Below are 15,808 nucleotides of genomic sequence, written 5' to 3' on the forward strand. Positions count from 1 at the left end.
TGCAAATAAAATCAAGGATGAACTATGTTAAATACGCACACCGACACTAAAGAAACAGAACTGGCAAATGCGCTCAATCATCTGAATGCCTTGCTGTCGACAAATTTCAACATCCCCAACATTCACAGCCTGTTGAAAAGCAAAGCCATTTTACTGACCCAAGACACCGACGATGTTTCACCCAACGCAACTACTTGCCTCAACGGGCAAGTCAGTGTCCCTAGAGGAATAGAAATCAGCGTCCCCGAAGGTAATGGAATAATGATTAAGGCGAAAGGAGCTGTCAGCACCCGTCCTTGGTATGTTTTTCATTATGCAAATGGCGAGTCCACCAATGGCACCCTTGGAACGGGTTCCTGCCTGGTCCCCTATGATGCGCCGATAGGTACAGTCGTAATATCAGGAGGTTTTTGCGGTTGTGTCGCGCGCGTAGACAAGGCTAATAATGGCTTGCTGTTTACGCATGACAATAACGGTAAATGCCTCGTTGCCCCCTTACCGGGCACAACCAGAATTGCCAGCATCGATTTTAACTCATACTGCGAAAAAGGTAACAGCCACCAAAGAAACGCATTTGAAGAGGTCGTCGTCGCAGAGGTGCACATCTCGATGCCGTCAGTTGTGGCTGCTACTATTTTTTTCTTGAAAATAAACAACTCCCAGTTCTTCGCTTTCTGTTCTTCTTATTTGTTCGGCTTCTCATCCAGACCTACTTCTAGCTTTGGTTTTCTGGCACGGTTGATAACAACCCCTCAGCCGGTGCCCAATTTACACCGCTATTACTTTCCAGACCCTGAAAACTCCAAGTTTATCAGTTTGATCGATAACGCCGCTGCCAACCTGCAGGAAGTGGCCAACCCACTGCCCATTACAAATGAGACACCATAAATGAGCCAATTGGAATTCAGAATCGCAGCAGGCCGGCATACACAACCTGTGCGTCGAGTTGACAAAACGAAGTGAGAAATCAAAATGCCGCTCACGATAATGACTTGGAACGCGCAACACTTCGACGAACAGAATTCGACGCTATCCGAGGCTTACAGAGAAAAACTTGCCTTTCTGGTTTATTACCTTGAGCAAAGAAAGCCCGATATCTTCGCCTTGTTCGAAACAGGTAAATCGGGCGCAGCCAACACCCAATTAGTGAGGGACCTGACTGCACATTACAGTCCAGTAAGCATCCTTCAGCCCGAGAGCGCAAAAAACAAAATCACGACATTGGGTTCAATCGTTTTTGTAAAGAACGCGATTGCCAGTGAATTTACCGACATTTCAGAACATGTTCCACTGGATGACAAAGAGCAACGTGGAGCATTACTTATTCACCATAAAACTACCGATTTATGTTATGGCTTCTATCATGCAAACGCGTCCTGCGTGGCACTGGGAAATATCGTCAACGCAATAAATTACATTCAGGGCATGAGGGTCAAACTGGTTTTTTTTGGTGGCGATTTGAACGTACCCACTGATGGCAAGCCTGACGCAATAATGAAAATGCAGAAACTCACGCCAACAGGTGCGGGGTATACACATGTCAGCATCCTGAGTGATGACGTGAGTTCCTCCAGCAGAGAATTAAGAGACATGCAGGAGTTTGGCCACTTCCTTAATCTCACGCCAAAAAAATATTTTGAAGAAGAATACAAATGGAACCATGCCATCGATGCAAAACCTCGGCATCCAACAGCACAGTTAAGCTTGTTGGACTATGCCTATGTACATGAACTGGAGAAATGGAGCGCCGTTTGCGAAGGCAGTGCTAACACCGTTGTATCGGGAGAGTCAGTCAGGCACCGCACAACCGTCATCCAGAAAATCTGCCTGGGCATGTCCGTAAGAAGTGATCATTTCCCGGTATTTTTTACCTATGGTGTTGTGCCGTCTTCTCCCTCGACATCCTCGGGTTCCCCTCCATTACTGGCTCCGGTATCGACTGGTGCCTCGGTATCACCGTCGCTCGGCCCCGCCCCCGTTGACGGCAGTTCAATGTTTTAGCCATTGAGACCACCCCATGCCACGTTCCACCGACAGCAACACCAGTCTCTCCCTCACCGCGACTTCGCTGTCAGCGTTATTCCCTGAGTCACTGTCCGGCGATGAAGCACTGAACATGCTGGGCACGCAAATTCTTAACAATCTCAACGACGGTGCAACTCTCACCCTGAGCAGCGCCATCGCCACTCACGTCACCACTACCCTGCACAACGACGCGCAGTTGCGCCCGTTCGACGCGCTGGTCGCCGAGATCCGCCAGCTCCCGGCCGACTCAACTGCCGAACGCTATCAGCTTGTGCTTAGACCCTGGCTCTGGTGGCTGACCCTCGCCAGCAACAACCGCGTATTCCAGAACCTCGCCACCTCGGACATCGTCACGACGATCTTCAAGGCCCACGGCTTCACCGATTTCAAACTCTCGCTGACCGGCAGCTACACCCCGCGTGAATACTGTGTGCAGTATGGCGAAAGCGATTTCGCCTTCGTCTCGCGACTGCTGGAAGAGGAAGGAATCTTTTGGTTCTTCACCCACGAGGACGGCAAACACACGCTAGTGCTCGGCGACAGCAACGACGCTTTCGTGCCGATCCCCAATGGGCCGAAAGTCAGTTATCTGGGGCAAGGATTGGGCGAACGTGAGCTGCACGGCATCCGCTCGGGCCAAGTCTGCTTGCAAGCAGTCGCCGGGGTGTATCGAGCGACCGATTATGAGTTCACCACACCAGCCACCTCGCTTTACGGCCAGGCCGAAGCGGTGGCCGGGCCGCGTTCGATCTATGAGCATCCCGGCGGCTACAACGCCAAAGCACGCGGCGATACGCTGACCAAGCAGCGCGTTGATGGCTTGCGCAGTGAGGAAAAACGCTTGGTTGGCGAGAGCGACTGTCGCTGGTTGATTCCCGGGCACTGGTTCACTCTCGACGGCCATGACGATGCAAGCCTCAATATCGACTGGGTGGTGACGCGAGTCACCCATGACGCCAGCCACGAAAGCTATCGCAATCGGTTCGAGGCGATCCCGAAAGCCACACCGTTTCGCCCGCAACGCAGCACACCGAAACCGCGGATGCACCCGCAAACCGCGATTGTGGTGGGCAAGTCCGGAGAGGAAATCTGGACCGACGAATACGGGCGGATCAAGTTGCAATTCCCCTGGGATCGCGACGGCAAGAACGATGAAACCAGTTCCTGCTGGGTGCGCGTGGTGCTGCCGTGGAGCGGCAAGGGGTTCGGCATCCAGTTCATCCCGCGTATCGGTCAGGAAGTCATCGTGACGTTTATCGACGGTGATCCGGATCGGCCGCTGGTGACCGGTTGCGTCTATAACGGTGACAACGCCCTGCCCTATGCGCTGCCGGCCAATCAGACGCAATCGGGGATCAAGACCCAGTCGTCAAAGGGTGGCGGTGGTTTCAACGAGTTGCGTTTCGAGGACAAGAAGGACGCTGAAGAGGTGTTCTTGCAGGCGCAGAAAGACCTGAAGATCAACGTGCTCAACGACACTACCGCCACAGTCGGCCATGACGAAACCCTCACCGTACAAAATGCCCGCACTCGCACGGTCAAGGATGGCGACGAGACCGTGACCCTGGAGAAAGGCAAACGCAGCGTCACCATCCAGACCGGCAGCGACAGCCTCGATGTCAAGGACAGCCGCACGGTCAAAGTTGGCGCCGATCAGAATCACAGCACCGGCGGCAACTACACCGACAAGGTCACCGGCGATTACAGCCTGACGGTGGACGGCAACCTGACGATCAAGGTCAGCGGCACCCTCACCCTGCAAAGCGGCGGCAGTTTCACGATCAAGAGCGGCGCCGATCTGGCGACCTCGGCCAGCACTTCGATCACCCACAAGGCCGGAACTGCCTTGACCAATCAGGCCGGGACTTCACTGGACAACAAGGCTGGCACCACGCTGACCAACGACGCCGGTATCAGCCTGACCAACAAGGGCGCGGCCTCGCAGACCGTGGACGGCGGCGGCATGCTGACCATCAAGGGCGGCCTGGTGCAGGTCAACTGACAAGGAGCAGGCATGGCGATCACACCGCTGGATTTGCAGCAGGATGACAAACAGATGAAGGGTCGTTTGCAGGATGGTCAGCTCGACGGTGCCTTGCAGATCAAGGATGACGGGCGCAAACAGGCCGATCTGAATTACAGCCACGGGGAGTTGCAGGGCATGTCGCTGCTCTATCACCCCAACGGCAAAGTCTCGGCGCAGATGCCGTTTGTGCGCGACAAGGTGCAAGGCGTCGCGAGTTTTTTTGCTCCTGAAGGTTTTTTGCAGCGCAAGGCAACGTACCGGCGCGGGTTGTTGCATGGCGAGGCGTTCAATTACTTCGCGGATGGGCAAGTGGCGGAGGCGGAGTTTTATCGCGATGGCGTGCGTGAGGGGCGCTATCAGCGCTTTCATCCGAACGGGAAAACGGCGGTGGAGGCGCGCTATGTGAATGGCCAGTTGCTGGAGCCAGAGCAAGGTTTTGCCGAGGATGGGCGGCCGTTGGGCGCGGATGGCAAACCGATTTCGCGGGTGCGTTGGTGGTTCCGCCGGTGGGCGGATCCGCAGCAGGCTTGAAGTTTTTGTTTTGTATCGACTGGCCTCATCGCGGGCAAGCCCGCTCCCACAGGGTTTGTGTTGTGAATGCAATATTGTGAACACCATCGACCATTGTGGGAGCGGGCTTGCCCGCGATGAGGCCCGTACATTCAGCACAGATTTCAGGGAATAAGCATCTGCATCTGCCCCGGCACCACAATCTTGATCACCCCCGCCCAGTTACACATCAACGTGCTGTTGGCGTCGATCGCCGGCATCCCGCCAAGCAGCAGCGTCGGCGCGCCGCCGGGAATCCATGGCGTGGCCGTCGCCGGAATGCACGGCATCGGCGTCAACACGCCCAGCGCTGCCGCAGTGGCTGCGGCGACCATCGGGTTGGCCATGCTCATGCACACGCCGAACGGCAGGATATTGACCAGCGGAATGTGATCCATGATGTTCGCCGCCGGCATCCCGCCGGTCAGCGTGCGGTTGACTGGCAGCACGTTGAGCATCGCCGGGGCGGCGCCGAAGCTGCATTGCAATGTGGCGGTGGCACAGACTTGCGGACAGCCCATTTCACGACTCCTGCGTGGACACGGCATACCCGCTAAACCTTAGTCGCCCATAGCCCGCCGCGCACATTCCCAAAGGTGATTATCGTGCAACACGCTAACCTATAAGACCGACCCGCGCTTGTGACCGCCCGAGCGCGCCATTAGATTAGCCAATGATGTCTGGCCTCCAAAATAAGCAGAAGGGATAAGCATGGCGCTTACTGACCAGTCCACCCGTATCCGCTCTGGCGAAGAACTCGATGCCAGCCTGATCGATCCGTACCTCAAAGCGCACATTCCGGGCCTGAGCGGCTTACCTGTGATCAGCCAGTTTCCCGGCGGTGCGTCGAACCTGACTTACCTGCTGGAATACCCGGAGCAGGAGTTCGTCCTGCGCCGCCCGCCGTTCGGCCACAAAGCCAAATCCGCCCACGACATGGGCCGCGAATTCCGCATTCTCAATCAACTGCGCGATGGCTTTCCGTATTGCCCGAAAGCCTACGTGCATTGCACCGACGAATCGGTGATCGGCGCCGAGTTCTATGTGATGGAGCGGGTCAACGGCATCATCCTGCGCTCGGAACTGCCGCCGGAATTGGGCCTGGATTCGGCAAAAACCGAAGCGCTGTGCAAAAGCTTCATCGACCGTTTCGTCGAACTGCACCGGGTCGACTACAAGGCCTGTGGCCTCGGTGATCTGGGCAAGCCTGAAGGCTACGTCGCCCGCCAGATCAAAGGCTGGAGCGAGCGCTACGAAAAAGCCCTGACCCCGGACGCGCCGCACTGGGAAGCGGTCAAGGCGTGGCTCAACGACAAGATGCCGGCCGACCACCCGACCTCCAGCATCGTCCACAACGACTACCGCTTCGACAACGTCATCCTCGACCCGCACAACCCGATGCAGATCATCGGCGTGCTCGACTGGGAACTGACCACCCTCGGCGATCCGCTGATGGACCTGGGCAACACCCTCGCCTACTGGATCGAGTCCGGCGACCCGGCGCCCGTGCAACTGATGCGCCGCCAGCCGAGCCACGCGCCGGGCATGCTGACCCGCCGCGAGTTCGTCGATTACTACGCCGAGCGCTCCGGCATCCAGATCGACAATTTCGACTTCTACTACACCTACGGCCTGTTCCGTCTGGCCGGCATCGTGCAGCAGATCTACTACCGCTTCTATCACGGCCAGACCCAGGACAAACGCTTCGCGCAGTTCATTCACATGAACAAACTGCTGGAGCAGATGAGCTTGCAGGTCATTGCAAAATCGAGCCTCTGACGGCCCACACCAAGGAACCCCTATGTCCAAGACTCAGTTGTTCGACCTCGACGGCAAGATCGCTTTCGTCTCCGGCGCCAGCCGTGGCATCGGTGAAGCCATCGCCAAACTGCTGGCCCAGCAAGGTGCCCATGTGATTGTTTCGAGCCGCAAACTCGAAGGCTGCCAGCACGTCGCCGATGCAATCATCGCCGCTGGCGGCAAGGCCACCGCCGTAGCCTGCCACATCGGCGAAATGGAACAGATCAGCCAGGTGTTCGCCGGGATCAAGGAACAGTTCGGCCGCCTCGACATTCTGGTCAACAACGCCGCGACCAACCCGCAGTTCTGCAATGTGCTCGACACTGACCTCGGCGCGTTCCAGAAGACCGTAGACGTGAACATTCGCGGCTACTTCTTCATGTCCGTGGAAGCCGGCAAGCTGATGCGCGAGAACGGCGGTGGCAGCATCATCAACGTCGCGTCGATCAACGGTATTTCGCCGGGGATCTTCCAGGGCATCTACTCGGTGACCAAGGCTGCGGTGATCAACATGACCAAAGTCTTCGCCAAGGAATGCGCGCAGTTCGGCATCCGCTGCAACGCCCTGCTGCCGGGCCTGACCGACACCAAATTCGCTTCGGCGCTGGTGAAAAACGATGCAATTCTCAAGCAGGCACTGACGCAGATCCCGCTCAAGCGCGTGGCCGATCCGAGCGAAATGGCCGGGGCGGTGTTGTATCTGGCCAGTGACGCGTCGAGCTACACCACCGGCGTTGCGCTGAATGTGGACGGCGGTTTCCTGTCCTGATCGCAACCAACCCATGTAGGAGCAGCCTCGGCAGCGCCTACACGGGTTGAATATTTATTCTAGAATTTGCATATAGAGAATTTTTATTCCATAAATAGCCTTCCTGAAAATAAAAATCCAAGGAATACGGCTATGCGCGAACTCGGTATCGGTCTCATCGGCACAGGTTTCATGGGCCGTGCCCATGCCTTGGCGTTTCGCAATGTCAGTGCAGTGTTCGAACTGCCGTTCAAACTTTCCCTCGCCGCCCTCGCCGACGCCGATCCACAGCGTGCCCGCCACTGCGCCGATGCCTGGGGCTTTGCCGCCCATCACAGCGACTGGCAACAATTGATCGATGACCCCAAGGTCAATCTGGTCGCCATCACCACGCCCAATCACCTGCACTACCCGATGGCCATGGCCGCCCTGGCTGCCGGCAAAGCGGTGTACTGCGAAAAACCCCTGGCGGTGAACCTCGAACAAGCCAGCGCCATGCGTCAGGCGGCCAGAGACGCTGGAGTGGTGACGGGGGTCGGCTACAACTATCAGCACAACCCGATGATCACGCTGGCGCATGACTTGATTCGCGACGGCGAACTCGGCGAGATCATCAGCTTTCAGGGTGAGTTCAGCGAAGACTTCATGGCCGATCCCGACTCGCCGTGGTCATGGCGCTGCGACCCGGAGCATGCCGGCGGTGCATTGGCGGATCTGGGCAGTCACTTGCTGTCGATGGCGCGTTATCTGGTGGGCGAAGTCACAGCGGTTTGCGCCGACACTCACACCGTCCACACCCAACGACCGGCAGGCACCACGCAAAAATCTATTAGCGTCGACGATCAAGTCCACGCCCTGCTGCGTTTCGCCAACGGTGCCCGAGGCACGTTCAGCAGCAGTTGGCTCAAACACGGCTACAAAAATCACCTGAGCTTTGAAATCAGCGGCACGCGCGGCACCCTGACTTTCGATCAGGAGCGTTTGAACGAACTGCGCCTGTTCCGCGCCGGACAGGACGGCTTCCAGCGCCTGCTCGCCGGCCCCGACCTGCCCGGCTACGCCGCGTTCAGCCCTGCCCCGGGCCATCAATTGGGCTACAACGAACTGAAGACGCTAGAGGTGCATGACGTGTTGATGGCGTTGGCCGGCCCCCATCAGGGCGGCACGGATTTCGAACAGGCCTGGGCCGTCGAGCGTCTGGCCACGGCGATTCGCCTCGCCGCGCGCGAGCAGCGCTGGGTGCGCATCGAGGAAATCTGACCCTCAGGCGTCAATGACCTTCGGCAACTGCCAGCCGAAATGCACGGACAACAGGCGCAGCAGCAAACACGCTGCGCCTGCCAGCAATGCCGCTGCGACCGGCGGCACACCGCAGCGCCGCGAGATGATCAACACCGCCGCACCGGTAAACGCCGAACTGGCATACAAATCCGCCTGCAACACCACCGGTATCCGCGCCAGCACAATGTCGCGAAGCACCCCGCCACCGACGCCGGTAATCGTACCCATCAGCATGGCTACAAACGGCGTAATGCCGAAATTCAACGCCTTCTGCGCCCCCGCCACGGCAAACAGCGCCAGCCCCGCCGCATCGAGCACGATCAGCGTGGACCCGGACCAGCCCAGCACCTGTTCATGGAACACAAATGCCAGTCCACCCATGAAAAACGCCAGCGCCGGATAACGCCAATCGGCCACCGCGTTCGGCGGCGTGGCGCCAATCAGCAAATCACGCGTCACCCCACCACCGAGCGCGACGATAAACGCAATCACCATCACCCCGAGCAAGTCGAGCTGACTGCGCATCGCCGCAATGGCCCCTTCCACAGCAAACACCGCCGTGCCGAGCAGATCGGCCACCAGCACAATCCGCTCAACCCGAGACCTGCGCCCCGCCGGCGTTATTGAGTGACGCAACGGGTGGTCGTGGTGTGACGAGTGACTTGTTCGTCCACGTACATGTCACCCGACACCTCAGTGTTTTCGATGACCTGACAAGTACGTTCCGGCGGTGGAGGCGGCGTTACAGGGGGCGGAGGCGGAGGACTGGCACAACCGGCCAACAGCGCCACGGAAAAAGCCAACGACAATGGCGAACACACGCGTTTCCCAAGATTGTTCATAGGATGACCCGCGAAAATGAGAGACAAACTCCCGCAACCGAACCGACCACGGAAGACCTGACCACTCATTCTTTATAGCCGACAGCCCCGCAAGCGCCAGTAAACCGGCCACCCCGAAGCGCCAGAGCTGTCGATTTTGCGCCGGATTTGAAGGAAAAATGACTCATGACCAACTTCGCCATACCGACCGCCATCGCTGGCAAGCCAGCTCCCACAAGGGTGGAGTACAACCGACAAAAACAGATCGGCTCTAAAGCCGCCTTCGCGAGCAAGCCCCCTCCCACAGTTTGAAACCCGATTCACCCACCAGAAACAGGTCGGCCTAAAGGCCGCCATCGCTGGCAAGCCAGCTCCCACAAAGAAATGAATACACCCAAAACGCGGCGCATGCCGCCCCACTCAACACAATGAGCGTTAGCTCGAGTACCGCTCTTGATCTAAAGCGCCCGTCGGCAGGCTGAGCGGAGGGGTTCATCCGGGGAGGACATCGAGAGGAGGTGCAGCGAAGCAAACCGGAGGCGATGCCCCGGATGAACCCCGGAGCGAAGGAACCCGAGCCACAGCGAGGGCCGTACGTCAGGGTAAAGCCTTTTTGGTTACTTTTTCGGCGTCTGGAAAAAGTGACCCGCCGTAAGGGCGGAACCCTAAGCAGCCGTTACCGCAGCATCGGATATGCACTCATCAGCAAAACCATCGACGCCCACCCCGCCGTTATCGCTGGCAAGCCAGCTCCCACAAAGGACCTAAGCCAAGTCAATATCACTGAACGAACGCAAAGAATTACTCTGCAACTCATACCGCAACTCATCAATCAACGCGTCCACCGACTCCGGCGTACGCAACGCATCCAGCTTCAACCCACTGATCACCAGATCCACCTGCCCGGACACCGCGTGATACAGCTTCACCGTCAGCGAATGATCCCCATCTACCGAACACTCGCAAGCCAGCGGCGAAAAACTGTGCTCAAGCCGGGCGCGCAACTGCGCAAGATTCATCATTGAGGCCGTTCCTTTAACTACTCGAAGGGACACGATCCCAAGCCATAAAAGGCTCGTATCGCACCCCAACAGACTAAGAACAGCCCCCGCCCGCCGACACCCGAATTTGCACCGGCTGAACTAGTGCATTTGCACCCTAACGCTGACCCTTGGCCCGCCACTCACCAGAAAACAACCCACGCTCCCGCGCCCAGACAATCGCCTCGCTGCGGCTGTGCACATCCAGCTTGGAATACACCGTCGCCACATGATTACGCACGGTATTCGGCGCCAGTTTCAACCGCGCCGCAATCTCCTTGTCCGCCAGCCCTTCGCAGATCAGCCCAAGTACATCGCGTTCACGCGCCGTCAGATCAGTGAACGACACACTCGGCAGTTGCGGCGAATTGACCTTCTTCACATTGGCCAGTTTTTCGATCAGCGTACGACTGAACCACGAGGCGTCCTTCATCACCTCTTCGATCGCCGCCACCAGCTCAAGCTCGGTACGCTTGCGCTCGGTGATGTCCATCAACACCAGCAGATAACAAGACATGTCCTGAATATTGACCGTGTCGGCGGACACCGCACACTCCAGCAGATCCGTATCTTTCTTGCGCAGCCGCACATCGACCCGGTCGATCCGCCCGTTCTTCGCCAGGGCCGTCAGCAACCGGGTGCGGGCGCCCTCGTCGTCGATAAAGTCCAGTTGCGTCACGGTTTTGCCGACCACGTCATCGCTGGCATAGGCCAGGGTATCGAGGAACGCCTGATTGACATCAATCACCTGCTGCTCGTCAGCGCTGCAAATCAGGATCGGTACCGGCGTCAGACGGAAGGCCTTGGCGAAGCGCTCTTCGCTCTGGCGCAGCGCCACTTCAGCCCTGCGCCGCAGCTCCATGTCGACGAAGGAAAACAGCATGCACTGCTCATCGTTGAGCAGCAGCGGCTGCCCGGCGACGATCACCTGCTTGGTACTGCCATCAGACAAGCGCAGCTCGGCCTGCATCTGCGGAATGGTCGCGACATCTTTCAGGCGTTGAATGGCCAGATCCTTGTGCTCAGCCTGTTCGAGGATGTCGATTTCATAGGCCGAGGTGCCGATGACCTGGTCGCGGGTATAGCCGGTCATCTCGAGAAACCCCGGATTGACCTTGATGTAACGCAAATCGCTGAGCCGGCAGATCACCGCCGGCGCAGGGTTGGCGTTGAAGGTTTTCTCGAAGCGCTGCTCGGCGTTGGCCCAGTCGGTGACGTCGCTCATGATCAGCACCAGCGACTCCGGCTGGCCTTCACGGTCAGTCAGCACCATGCTGCGCACGCTGTGCACCCAGACACGCTCCGGGTCATCCGCAGCGAACAGCTCGATCAGCACGTCGCTGAAAACTTCACAGCGCGCCACGCGACTGATCGGGTAATTCTCGGCGGGCACCATGTGGTTGTTGCGATAGCGCAGGCTGAAACGCTTGGCATACTCCTCGGCGTTCGCTCCCAGCTCGCCGATCCGGCTGACACCGTGCATGGCCAGCGCGGCTTCGTTGGCCCAGAGAATGCTTTGATCCAGCTCGAGCAGGATCACTCCGTCGGACAGCCCGGCAATGATTTGCTGCAACTGGCGACGATTGGTTTCGCGGGTCAGGACTTCCTGGCTCATTGGATCTCCACAAGTGATACGCCCATGTGAAGGTTACGACCGCAGCTGCCGCTGATCGTGCGAAGTGACTGAAATGGTGCGCCAGGAGCATGGATGCTGACTTTATCGGCCTCATCGCGGGCAAGCCCGCTCCCACAGGGATTTTGGTGTGACACCAATCTTCAGAACACCACGAAACCTGTGGGAGCGGGCTTGCCCGCGATGAGGCCGGCACCTCCAAAAGAAGTATGACTGTCACTCCGCCCGCTTCAGCTCACGCAGGGTGTCGAGGAAGAGTTTGAGGACTGGGGAAGCATCATCCGCGCGATAAGTGGCATACAGCGGCACTTCCGGCAGCGCCGGGGTCAGCGACTTGAACACCAGCCCCGCCGGCGCCAATTGCTCGATGGAGGCCGGCAACAGCGCCACGCCAAACCCGGCTCGCACCAGACTGAGCAAGGTCTGCACCTCGATCACCTGCTGACGGATCTGCGGAGTGAACCCGGCCTGAATGCAGCACTGATATAGAAAATTGGCAAACCGTGACTGCTTCAACTCCAGCGCCACGAACGGCTCCTGCGCCAGATCCGCCGGGGCCAGCACCGCGCGACAGGCCAACGGATGATCCGCCGGCATCACCACATGGATCGGCTCGTAGATCAGCAATTCATTGCGCAACTGCAGATCGTCATAGCCGACGCGAAACACGCAGGCATCAATGCGTTTTTCCTTCAACGCCTTGACCTGCGCCGCCGGGGTCATCTCGTGCAGGCGCCAATTAACTTGCGGATAGCGCTGACGAAACAGGTGCAGAGCCTTGGGCAGCACGCCGACCATCACCGAACTGATCATGCCGATTTCCAGCTCACCGAGCTGCCCGCGCCCGGTTTGCCGGGTCAGGTCCAGCGCCCGTTCAAGCTGCTCAAACACCAGCGGTGCTTGCTCCTTGAGCATCTGCCCCGCCGCTGTCAGCTCGACCCGATGATGACTGCGTTCGAACAGCGGCGTGCCAAGTTCCTCTTCGAGCAAACGGATCTGCTGACTCAACGGCGGCTGGCAGATGTGCAGGCGTTCGGCGGCACGACCGAAGTGCAGCTCATCGGCCAGCGCCATGAAGTAACGCAACAGGCGCAGGTCCATGGCGGCTTACCCCAGACTCAGAGGGGTCGAGCGTTGCCGCACGCCGGTCAGCGCAAACAACGCGTTGGCAATGGCCGGCGCCACCGAAGGGCTGCCCAGTTCGCCGACACCGCCGGGTTTGCTCGGCTCACCGTCCAATACGACGATGTCGGTGGCGGGCATATCGGACATGCGCGTGACGCGGTAGTCGTGAAAGTTGCTCTGCACCACCCGCCCCTGCTTGATGTCGAGTCGATCAAACAACGCGTGGCCGAAGCCCCACATCAGGCCGCCATAGATCTGCTCTTCGACCCCGCCCGGCGACACCGCCAACCCGCAATCGACCACGCAGGTGAGCTTTTCGACTTTCGCCTTGCCATCGACGGTCGCAACCCGCGCCACCACCGCGATAAAACTGGTGTAACCCTGATTCGTGGCGATGCCCAGCGCCGTGCCCGGCGGCAAGGGCTGGCCCCATCCGGCACGCTTGGCAGCCTGCTTGAGCACCGCCACATGCCGTGGCCGTTCCTGCATGTTGGCCAGCCGGAACGCCAACGGATCGGTGCCCGCCGCATGGGCCAGTTCATCCATGAAACTTTCCACAGCAAACACGTTGGGAATAAAGCTCACCGAGCGATACCAGCCACTGGGCACGTTGCTTTCGTGCTTGACCCAGTTCAAGTCCAGGTGTGGCGGACGATAGGCAAAGTCCCACGCGGTGATCGCTTCGGTGGTGCTGTAATCCATGCGATCCGGGCGTTCGAAATAACCCGGCTCCCACTGCTCCGGCGAAGCCGGCGACACGGCATGCAATTGCAGCGCGGTCAGTTTGCCCTGTGCATCCAGCGCGCCTTTGACCCGATGCAGGGTGGCCGGGTGATTGAATAACGCATGCATTTCGTCTTCGCGGCTGTTGAGCAGTTTCACCGGCACACCGGTCTGTTGCGCCAGATACGCGACTTCGAACAACCAGTACTTGGCCTCTCGCGCACCGAAACTGCCGCCGGACACCAACTCGTTGATGGTGACCCCGGCCTTGTCGATGCCGCACACGGTTTGCGCCGCTTCCAGTGCTGACGACGGCACCTGCACGCCGCCCCAGTAGGTGATCGCCTGATCCTTGACCTGCGCGGTGATACAGATCGGCTCCAGCGGGTTCTGCACCTTGTAGGGCATGGTGTAATCGGCTTCGATCAGCTTCGCAGCATTCGGCCATTGCCCGGAGACATCGCCGTGGGTCATGGCTTTGACGGTTTGTATTTTCGGATCGCCGATGGCTTTGGCTTGAGCGCTGGCCAACTGTTCGCTGTCGAACCCGGCCAGCGCTGAATCGCTCCACTGAATCGCCAGCACGTTGCGCCCCTGTTGCGCGGCCCAGAACGTGTCCGCCAGCACCGCGACGCCGTCCAGATTGCCGCCAAGCACATCCGGCCGCCCCGGTATCGCGATCACCTTGCGCACACCCGGCACCTGCAACGCTGCCGCCGAATCCACGCTGATCACCTTCGCACCAACCACCGGCGCACGCTGAATCACCGCCACCAGCATCCCCGGCAATTGCACGTCAATGCTGTACTTGAAACGCCCACAGACCTTGGCTGCTGCATCGCGCTTGTGACGCAGCTTGCCGATGTACTTGAAGTGCGCCGGATCCTTCAACGTGACCTGCTCCGGCGCCGGCAAATGCGCCGCCACGCCGACCAGTTCGCCGTAGCCGAGGCTGCGTCTGCTCGATGGATGGACGACTCGGCCTTCTTCGGTGGTGCAACTGTCAGTGCTGACTTTCCACTGCTTGGCCGCCGCCGTGATCAACAGCGCTCGCGCCGTGGCCCCAGCCATGCGCAAACGGTCGTATTCCAGCGAGACGCTGGTGCTGCCGCCGGTGGAGAAGACTTTCCAGATCGGGTGAATGTAGGTGTCGAAGAACGGATCTTCCGGGGTGATCACCTGCACGGTCATCGGGTTGACGTCCAGCTCCTCAGCGACACACGCGGCCAGCGCCGTTTGCGTGCCCGTGCCGGAATCGTGCTTGTGCACCACCAGTTTCACCGTGCCGTCGGGGAAGATCCGCACCCAGGCGTTGGGCTCGAATTCGCTGGCCGGCGCGGGAGCCTTCGGGTCAGTGGCGGCTGCGCCGGACGGTAAATACAGGGCAATCGCCAGCCCCGAAGCCACCGTCGCCGCCTGTTTGAGAAACACTCGGCGTGACGGTTCGATCAAAGTGTCGTCGAGCAGGCGCATCACGCCTCCTTCGGCGTATTCGCCGCGCGTTTGATCGCCTTGTTGATCCGCCCGTAAGTGCCGCAGCGGCAGATATTGCCGGACATCGCGTTGCGGATCGAATCGTCAGTCACCGCCGCCCCAGTGTTGAGCAACGCAGCCGCGGACATGATCTGACCGGATTGACAGTAGCCGCATTGCGGCACATCTTCGGCGACCCAGGCCAGTTGCAGCGGATGAGTTTCTGTCGGCGAAAGGCCTTCGATGGTGGTAATGCTGTGGCCCGCGACGGCGGCCAGCGGCAATTGGCAGGAACGCACCGCGACACCGTTCAGATGCACGGTGCAGGCACCGCACAGGCCCATGCCGCAGCCGAATTTGGTGCCGGTAAGTTTCAGTTGATCACGCAGGACCCATAACAAGGGCATGGAGGGGGACGCCTCATCCAGCTCGCGTCGTTCGCCGTTAACCGTGAATGCAATCATTGTCAGGCTCCAAAAGAGCGGCCCGTCTTTGTGCGGGCCTGGTGACCGAATAGTGGGAGCCTTGGCAACACGCGGCCAGCGACGATTTCTGCCAACCGGT

General features: G+C 59.1%; 14 protein-coding genes. 7 read left to right on the forward strand and 7 right to left on the reverse strand.

Features of this window, described 5'->3' with window-relative positions; translation table 11 throughout:
- The first annotated feature begins 24 nt into the window (after positions 1 to 24).
- From ACIONG_RS12915 to ACIONG_RS12930, 4 genes are all read left to right on the forward strand, one after another.
- On the forward strand, positions 25 to 888 hold the full coding sequence (locus tag ACIONG_RS12915; RefSeq protein ID WP_213028282.1) for a hypothetical protein: 864 nt from the start codon (positions 25 to 27) through the stop codon (positions 886 to 888).
- A gap of 84 nt (positions 889 to 972) precedes the next feature.
- The gene (locus ACIONG_RS12920; protein ID WP_103303327.1) at positions 973 to 2,001 is read left to right on the forward strand and encodes an endonuclease/exonuclease/phosphatase family protein; all 1,029 of its coding nucleotides are present in this window, start codon (positions 973 to 975) and stop codon (positions 1,999 to 2,001) included.
- Positions 2,002 to 2,017: 16 nt separating this feature from the next.
- Positions 2,018 to 4,027, forward strand: coding sequence for a type VI secretion system tip protein TssI/VgrG (gene tssI, locus ACIONG_RS12925; RefSeq protein WP_401299843.1), 2,010 nt, complete (start codon positions 2,018 to 2,020; stop codon positions 4,025 to 4,027).
- A 12-nt stretch (positions 4,028 to 4,039) separates the two neighbouring features.
- A complete protein-coding gene (locus ACIONG_RS12930; protein WP_213028280.1) occupies positions 4,040 to 4,582 on the forward strand; it encodes a toxin-antitoxin system YwqK family antitoxin in 543 nt (180 codons plus the stop codon).
- A gap of 143 nt (positions 4,583 to 4,725) precedes the next feature.
- Here ACIONG_RS12930 and ACIONG_RS12935 read toward each other — a convergent pair whose 3' ends face one another.
- On the reverse strand, positions 4,726 to 5,121 hold the full coding sequence (locus ACIONG_RS12935) for a DUF4280 domain-containing protein (protein WP_103303324.1): 396 nt from the start codon (positions 5,119 to 5,121) through the stop codon (positions 4,726 to 4,728).
- A gap of 190 nt (positions 5,122 to 5,311) precedes the next feature.
- On the opposite strand from ACIONG_RS12935, the gene ACIONG_RS12940 reads away from it, so the two are divergent.
- The 3 genes from ACIONG_RS12940 (at position 5,312) to ACIONG_RS12950 (ending at position 8,408) form a co-directional block, all read left to right on the forward strand.
- Positions 5,312 to 6,379: a phosphotransferase family protein gene (locus ACIONG_RS12940; RefSeq protein WP_401299847.1), complete on the forward strand. Its 1,068-nt coding sequence runs from the start codon at positions 5,312 to 5,314 to the stop codon at positions 6,377 to 6,379.
- Positions 6,380 to 6,401: 22 nt separating this feature from the next.
- On the forward strand, positions 6,402 to 7,169 hold the full coding sequence (locus ACIONG_RS12945) for an SDR family oxidoreductase (RefSeq protein ID WP_041480848.1): 768 nt from the start codon (positions 6,402 to 6,404) through the stop codon (positions 7,167 to 7,169).
- 132 nt (positions 7,170 to 7,301) lie between these two features.
- On the forward strand, positions 7,302 to 8,408 hold the full coding sequence (locus tag ACIONG_RS12950) for a Gfo/Idh/MocA family protein (protein ID WP_401299850.1): 1,107 nt from the start codon (positions 7,302 to 7,304) through the stop codon (positions 8,406 to 8,408).
- Positions 8,409 to 8,411: 3 nt separating this feature from the next.
- On the opposite strand, the gene ACIONG_RS12955 is transcribed toward ACIONG_RS12950, so the two are convergent.
- From ACIONG_RS12955 to ACIONG_RS12980, 6 genes are all read right to left on the reverse strand, one after another.
- Positions 8,412 to 9,065, reverse strand: a complete 654-nt coding sequence (locus ACIONG_RS12955; RefSeq protein WP_401299853.1) for a trimeric intracellular cation channel family protein — start codon at positions 9,063 to 9,065, stop codon at positions 8,412 to 8,414.
- Between the two features lie 949 nt (positions 9,066 to 10,014).
- Positions 10,015 to 10,272, reverse strand: coding sequence for a DUF1652 domain-containing protein (locus tag ACIONG_RS12960; protein ID WP_103303320.1), 258 nt, complete (start codon positions 10,270 to 10,272; stop codon positions 10,015 to 10,017).
- Positions 10,273 to 10,408: 136 nt separating this feature from the next.
- Entirely contained in the window at positions 10,409 to 11,905 is a 1,497-nt protein-coding gene (locus tag ACIONG_RS12965) for a helix-turn-helix transcriptional regulator (RefSeq protein WP_103303319.1), read from the reverse strand.
- Positions 11,906 to 12,139: 234 nt separating this feature from the next.
- Entirely contained in the window at positions 12,140 to 13,024 is an 885-nt protein-coding gene (locus ACIONG_RS12970; RefSeq protein WP_401299857.1) for a LysR substrate-binding domain-containing protein, read from the reverse strand.
- Positions 13,025 to 13,030: 6 nt separating this feature from the next.
- The gene (locus ACIONG_RS12975; RefSeq protein ID WP_401299860.1) at positions 13,031 to 15,244 is read right to left on the reverse strand and encodes a molybdopterin cofactor-binding domain-containing protein; all 2,214 of its coding nucleotides are present in this window, start codon (positions 15,242 to 15,244) and stop codon (positions 13,031 to 13,033) included.
- Positions 15,244 to 15,708: a (2Fe-2S)-binding protein gene (locus tag ACIONG_RS12980; protein WP_401299863.1), complete on the reverse strand. Its 465-nt coding sequence runs from the start codon at positions 15,706 to 15,708 to the stop codon at positions 15,244 to 15,246. Before ACIONG_RS12980 ends, ACIONG_RS12975 begins: the two co-directional genes overlap by 1 nt.
- Positions 15,709 to 15,808: the final 100 nt, after the last annotated feature.

The sequence above is a fragment of the Pseudomonas sp. NPDC087817 genome, assembly GCF_044742875.1.
GTDB lineage: Bacteria > Pseudomonadota > Gammaproteobacteria > Pseudomonadales > Pseudomonadaceae > Aquipseudomonas.

Excerpts from the sequence above, each read along its gene's own strand:
- tssI (WP_401299843.1), top strand. The coding sequence starts at position 2,018 with ATGCCACGTTCCACCGACAGCAACACCAGTCTCTCCCTCACCGCGACT.
- ACIONG_RS12960 (WP_103303320.1), bottom strand. The coding sequence starts at position 10,272 with ATGATGAATCTTGCGCAGTTGCGCGCCCGGCTTGAGCACAGTTTTTCG.
- ACIONG_RS12930 (WP_213028280.1), top strand. The coding sequence starts at position 4,040 with ATGGCGATCACACCGCTGGATTTGCAGCAGGATGACAAACAGATGAAG.
- ACIONG_RS12975 (WP_401299860.1), bottom strand. The coding sequence starts at position 15,244 with ATGCGCCTGCTCGACGACACTTTGATCGAACCGTCACGCCGAGTGTTT.
- ACIONG_RS12945 (WP_041480848.1), top strand. The coding sequence starts at position 6,402 with ATGTCCAAGACTCAGTTGTTCGACCTCGACGGCAAGATCGCTTTCGTC.
- ACIONG_RS12935 (WP_103303324.1), bottom strand. The coding sequence starts at position 5,121 with ATGGGCTGTCCGCAAGTCTGTGCCACCGCCACATTGCAATGCAGCTTC.
- ACIONG_RS12950 (WP_401299850.1), top strand. The coding sequence starts at position 7,302 with ATGCGCGAACTCGGTATCGGTCTCATCGGCACAGGTTTCATGGGCCGT.
- ACIONG_RS12970 (WP_401299857.1), bottom strand. The coding sequence starts at position 13,024 with ATGGACCTGCGCCTGTTGCGTTACTTCATGGCGCTGGCCGATGAGCTG.
- ACIONG_RS12915 (WP_213028282.1), top strand. The coding sequence starts at position 25 with ATGTTAAATACGCACACCGACACTAAAGAAACAGAACTGGCAAATGCG.
- ACIONG_RS12965 (WP_103303319.1), bottom strand. The coding sequence starts at position 11,905 with ATGAGCCAGGAAGTCCTGACCCGCGAAACCAATCGTCGCCAGTTGCAG.
- ACIONG_RS12940 (WP_401299847.1), top strand. The coding sequence starts at position 5,312 with ATGGCGCTTACTGACCAGTCCACCCGTATCCGCTCTGGCGAAGAACTC.
- ACIONG_RS12920 (WP_103303327.1), top strand. The coding sequence starts at position 973 with ATGCCGCTCACGATAATGACTTGGAACGCGCAACACTTCGACGAACAG.
- ACIONG_RS12980 (WP_401299863.1), bottom strand. The coding sequence starts at position 15,708 with ATGATTGCATTCACGGTTAACGGCGAACGACGCGAGCTGGATGAGGCG.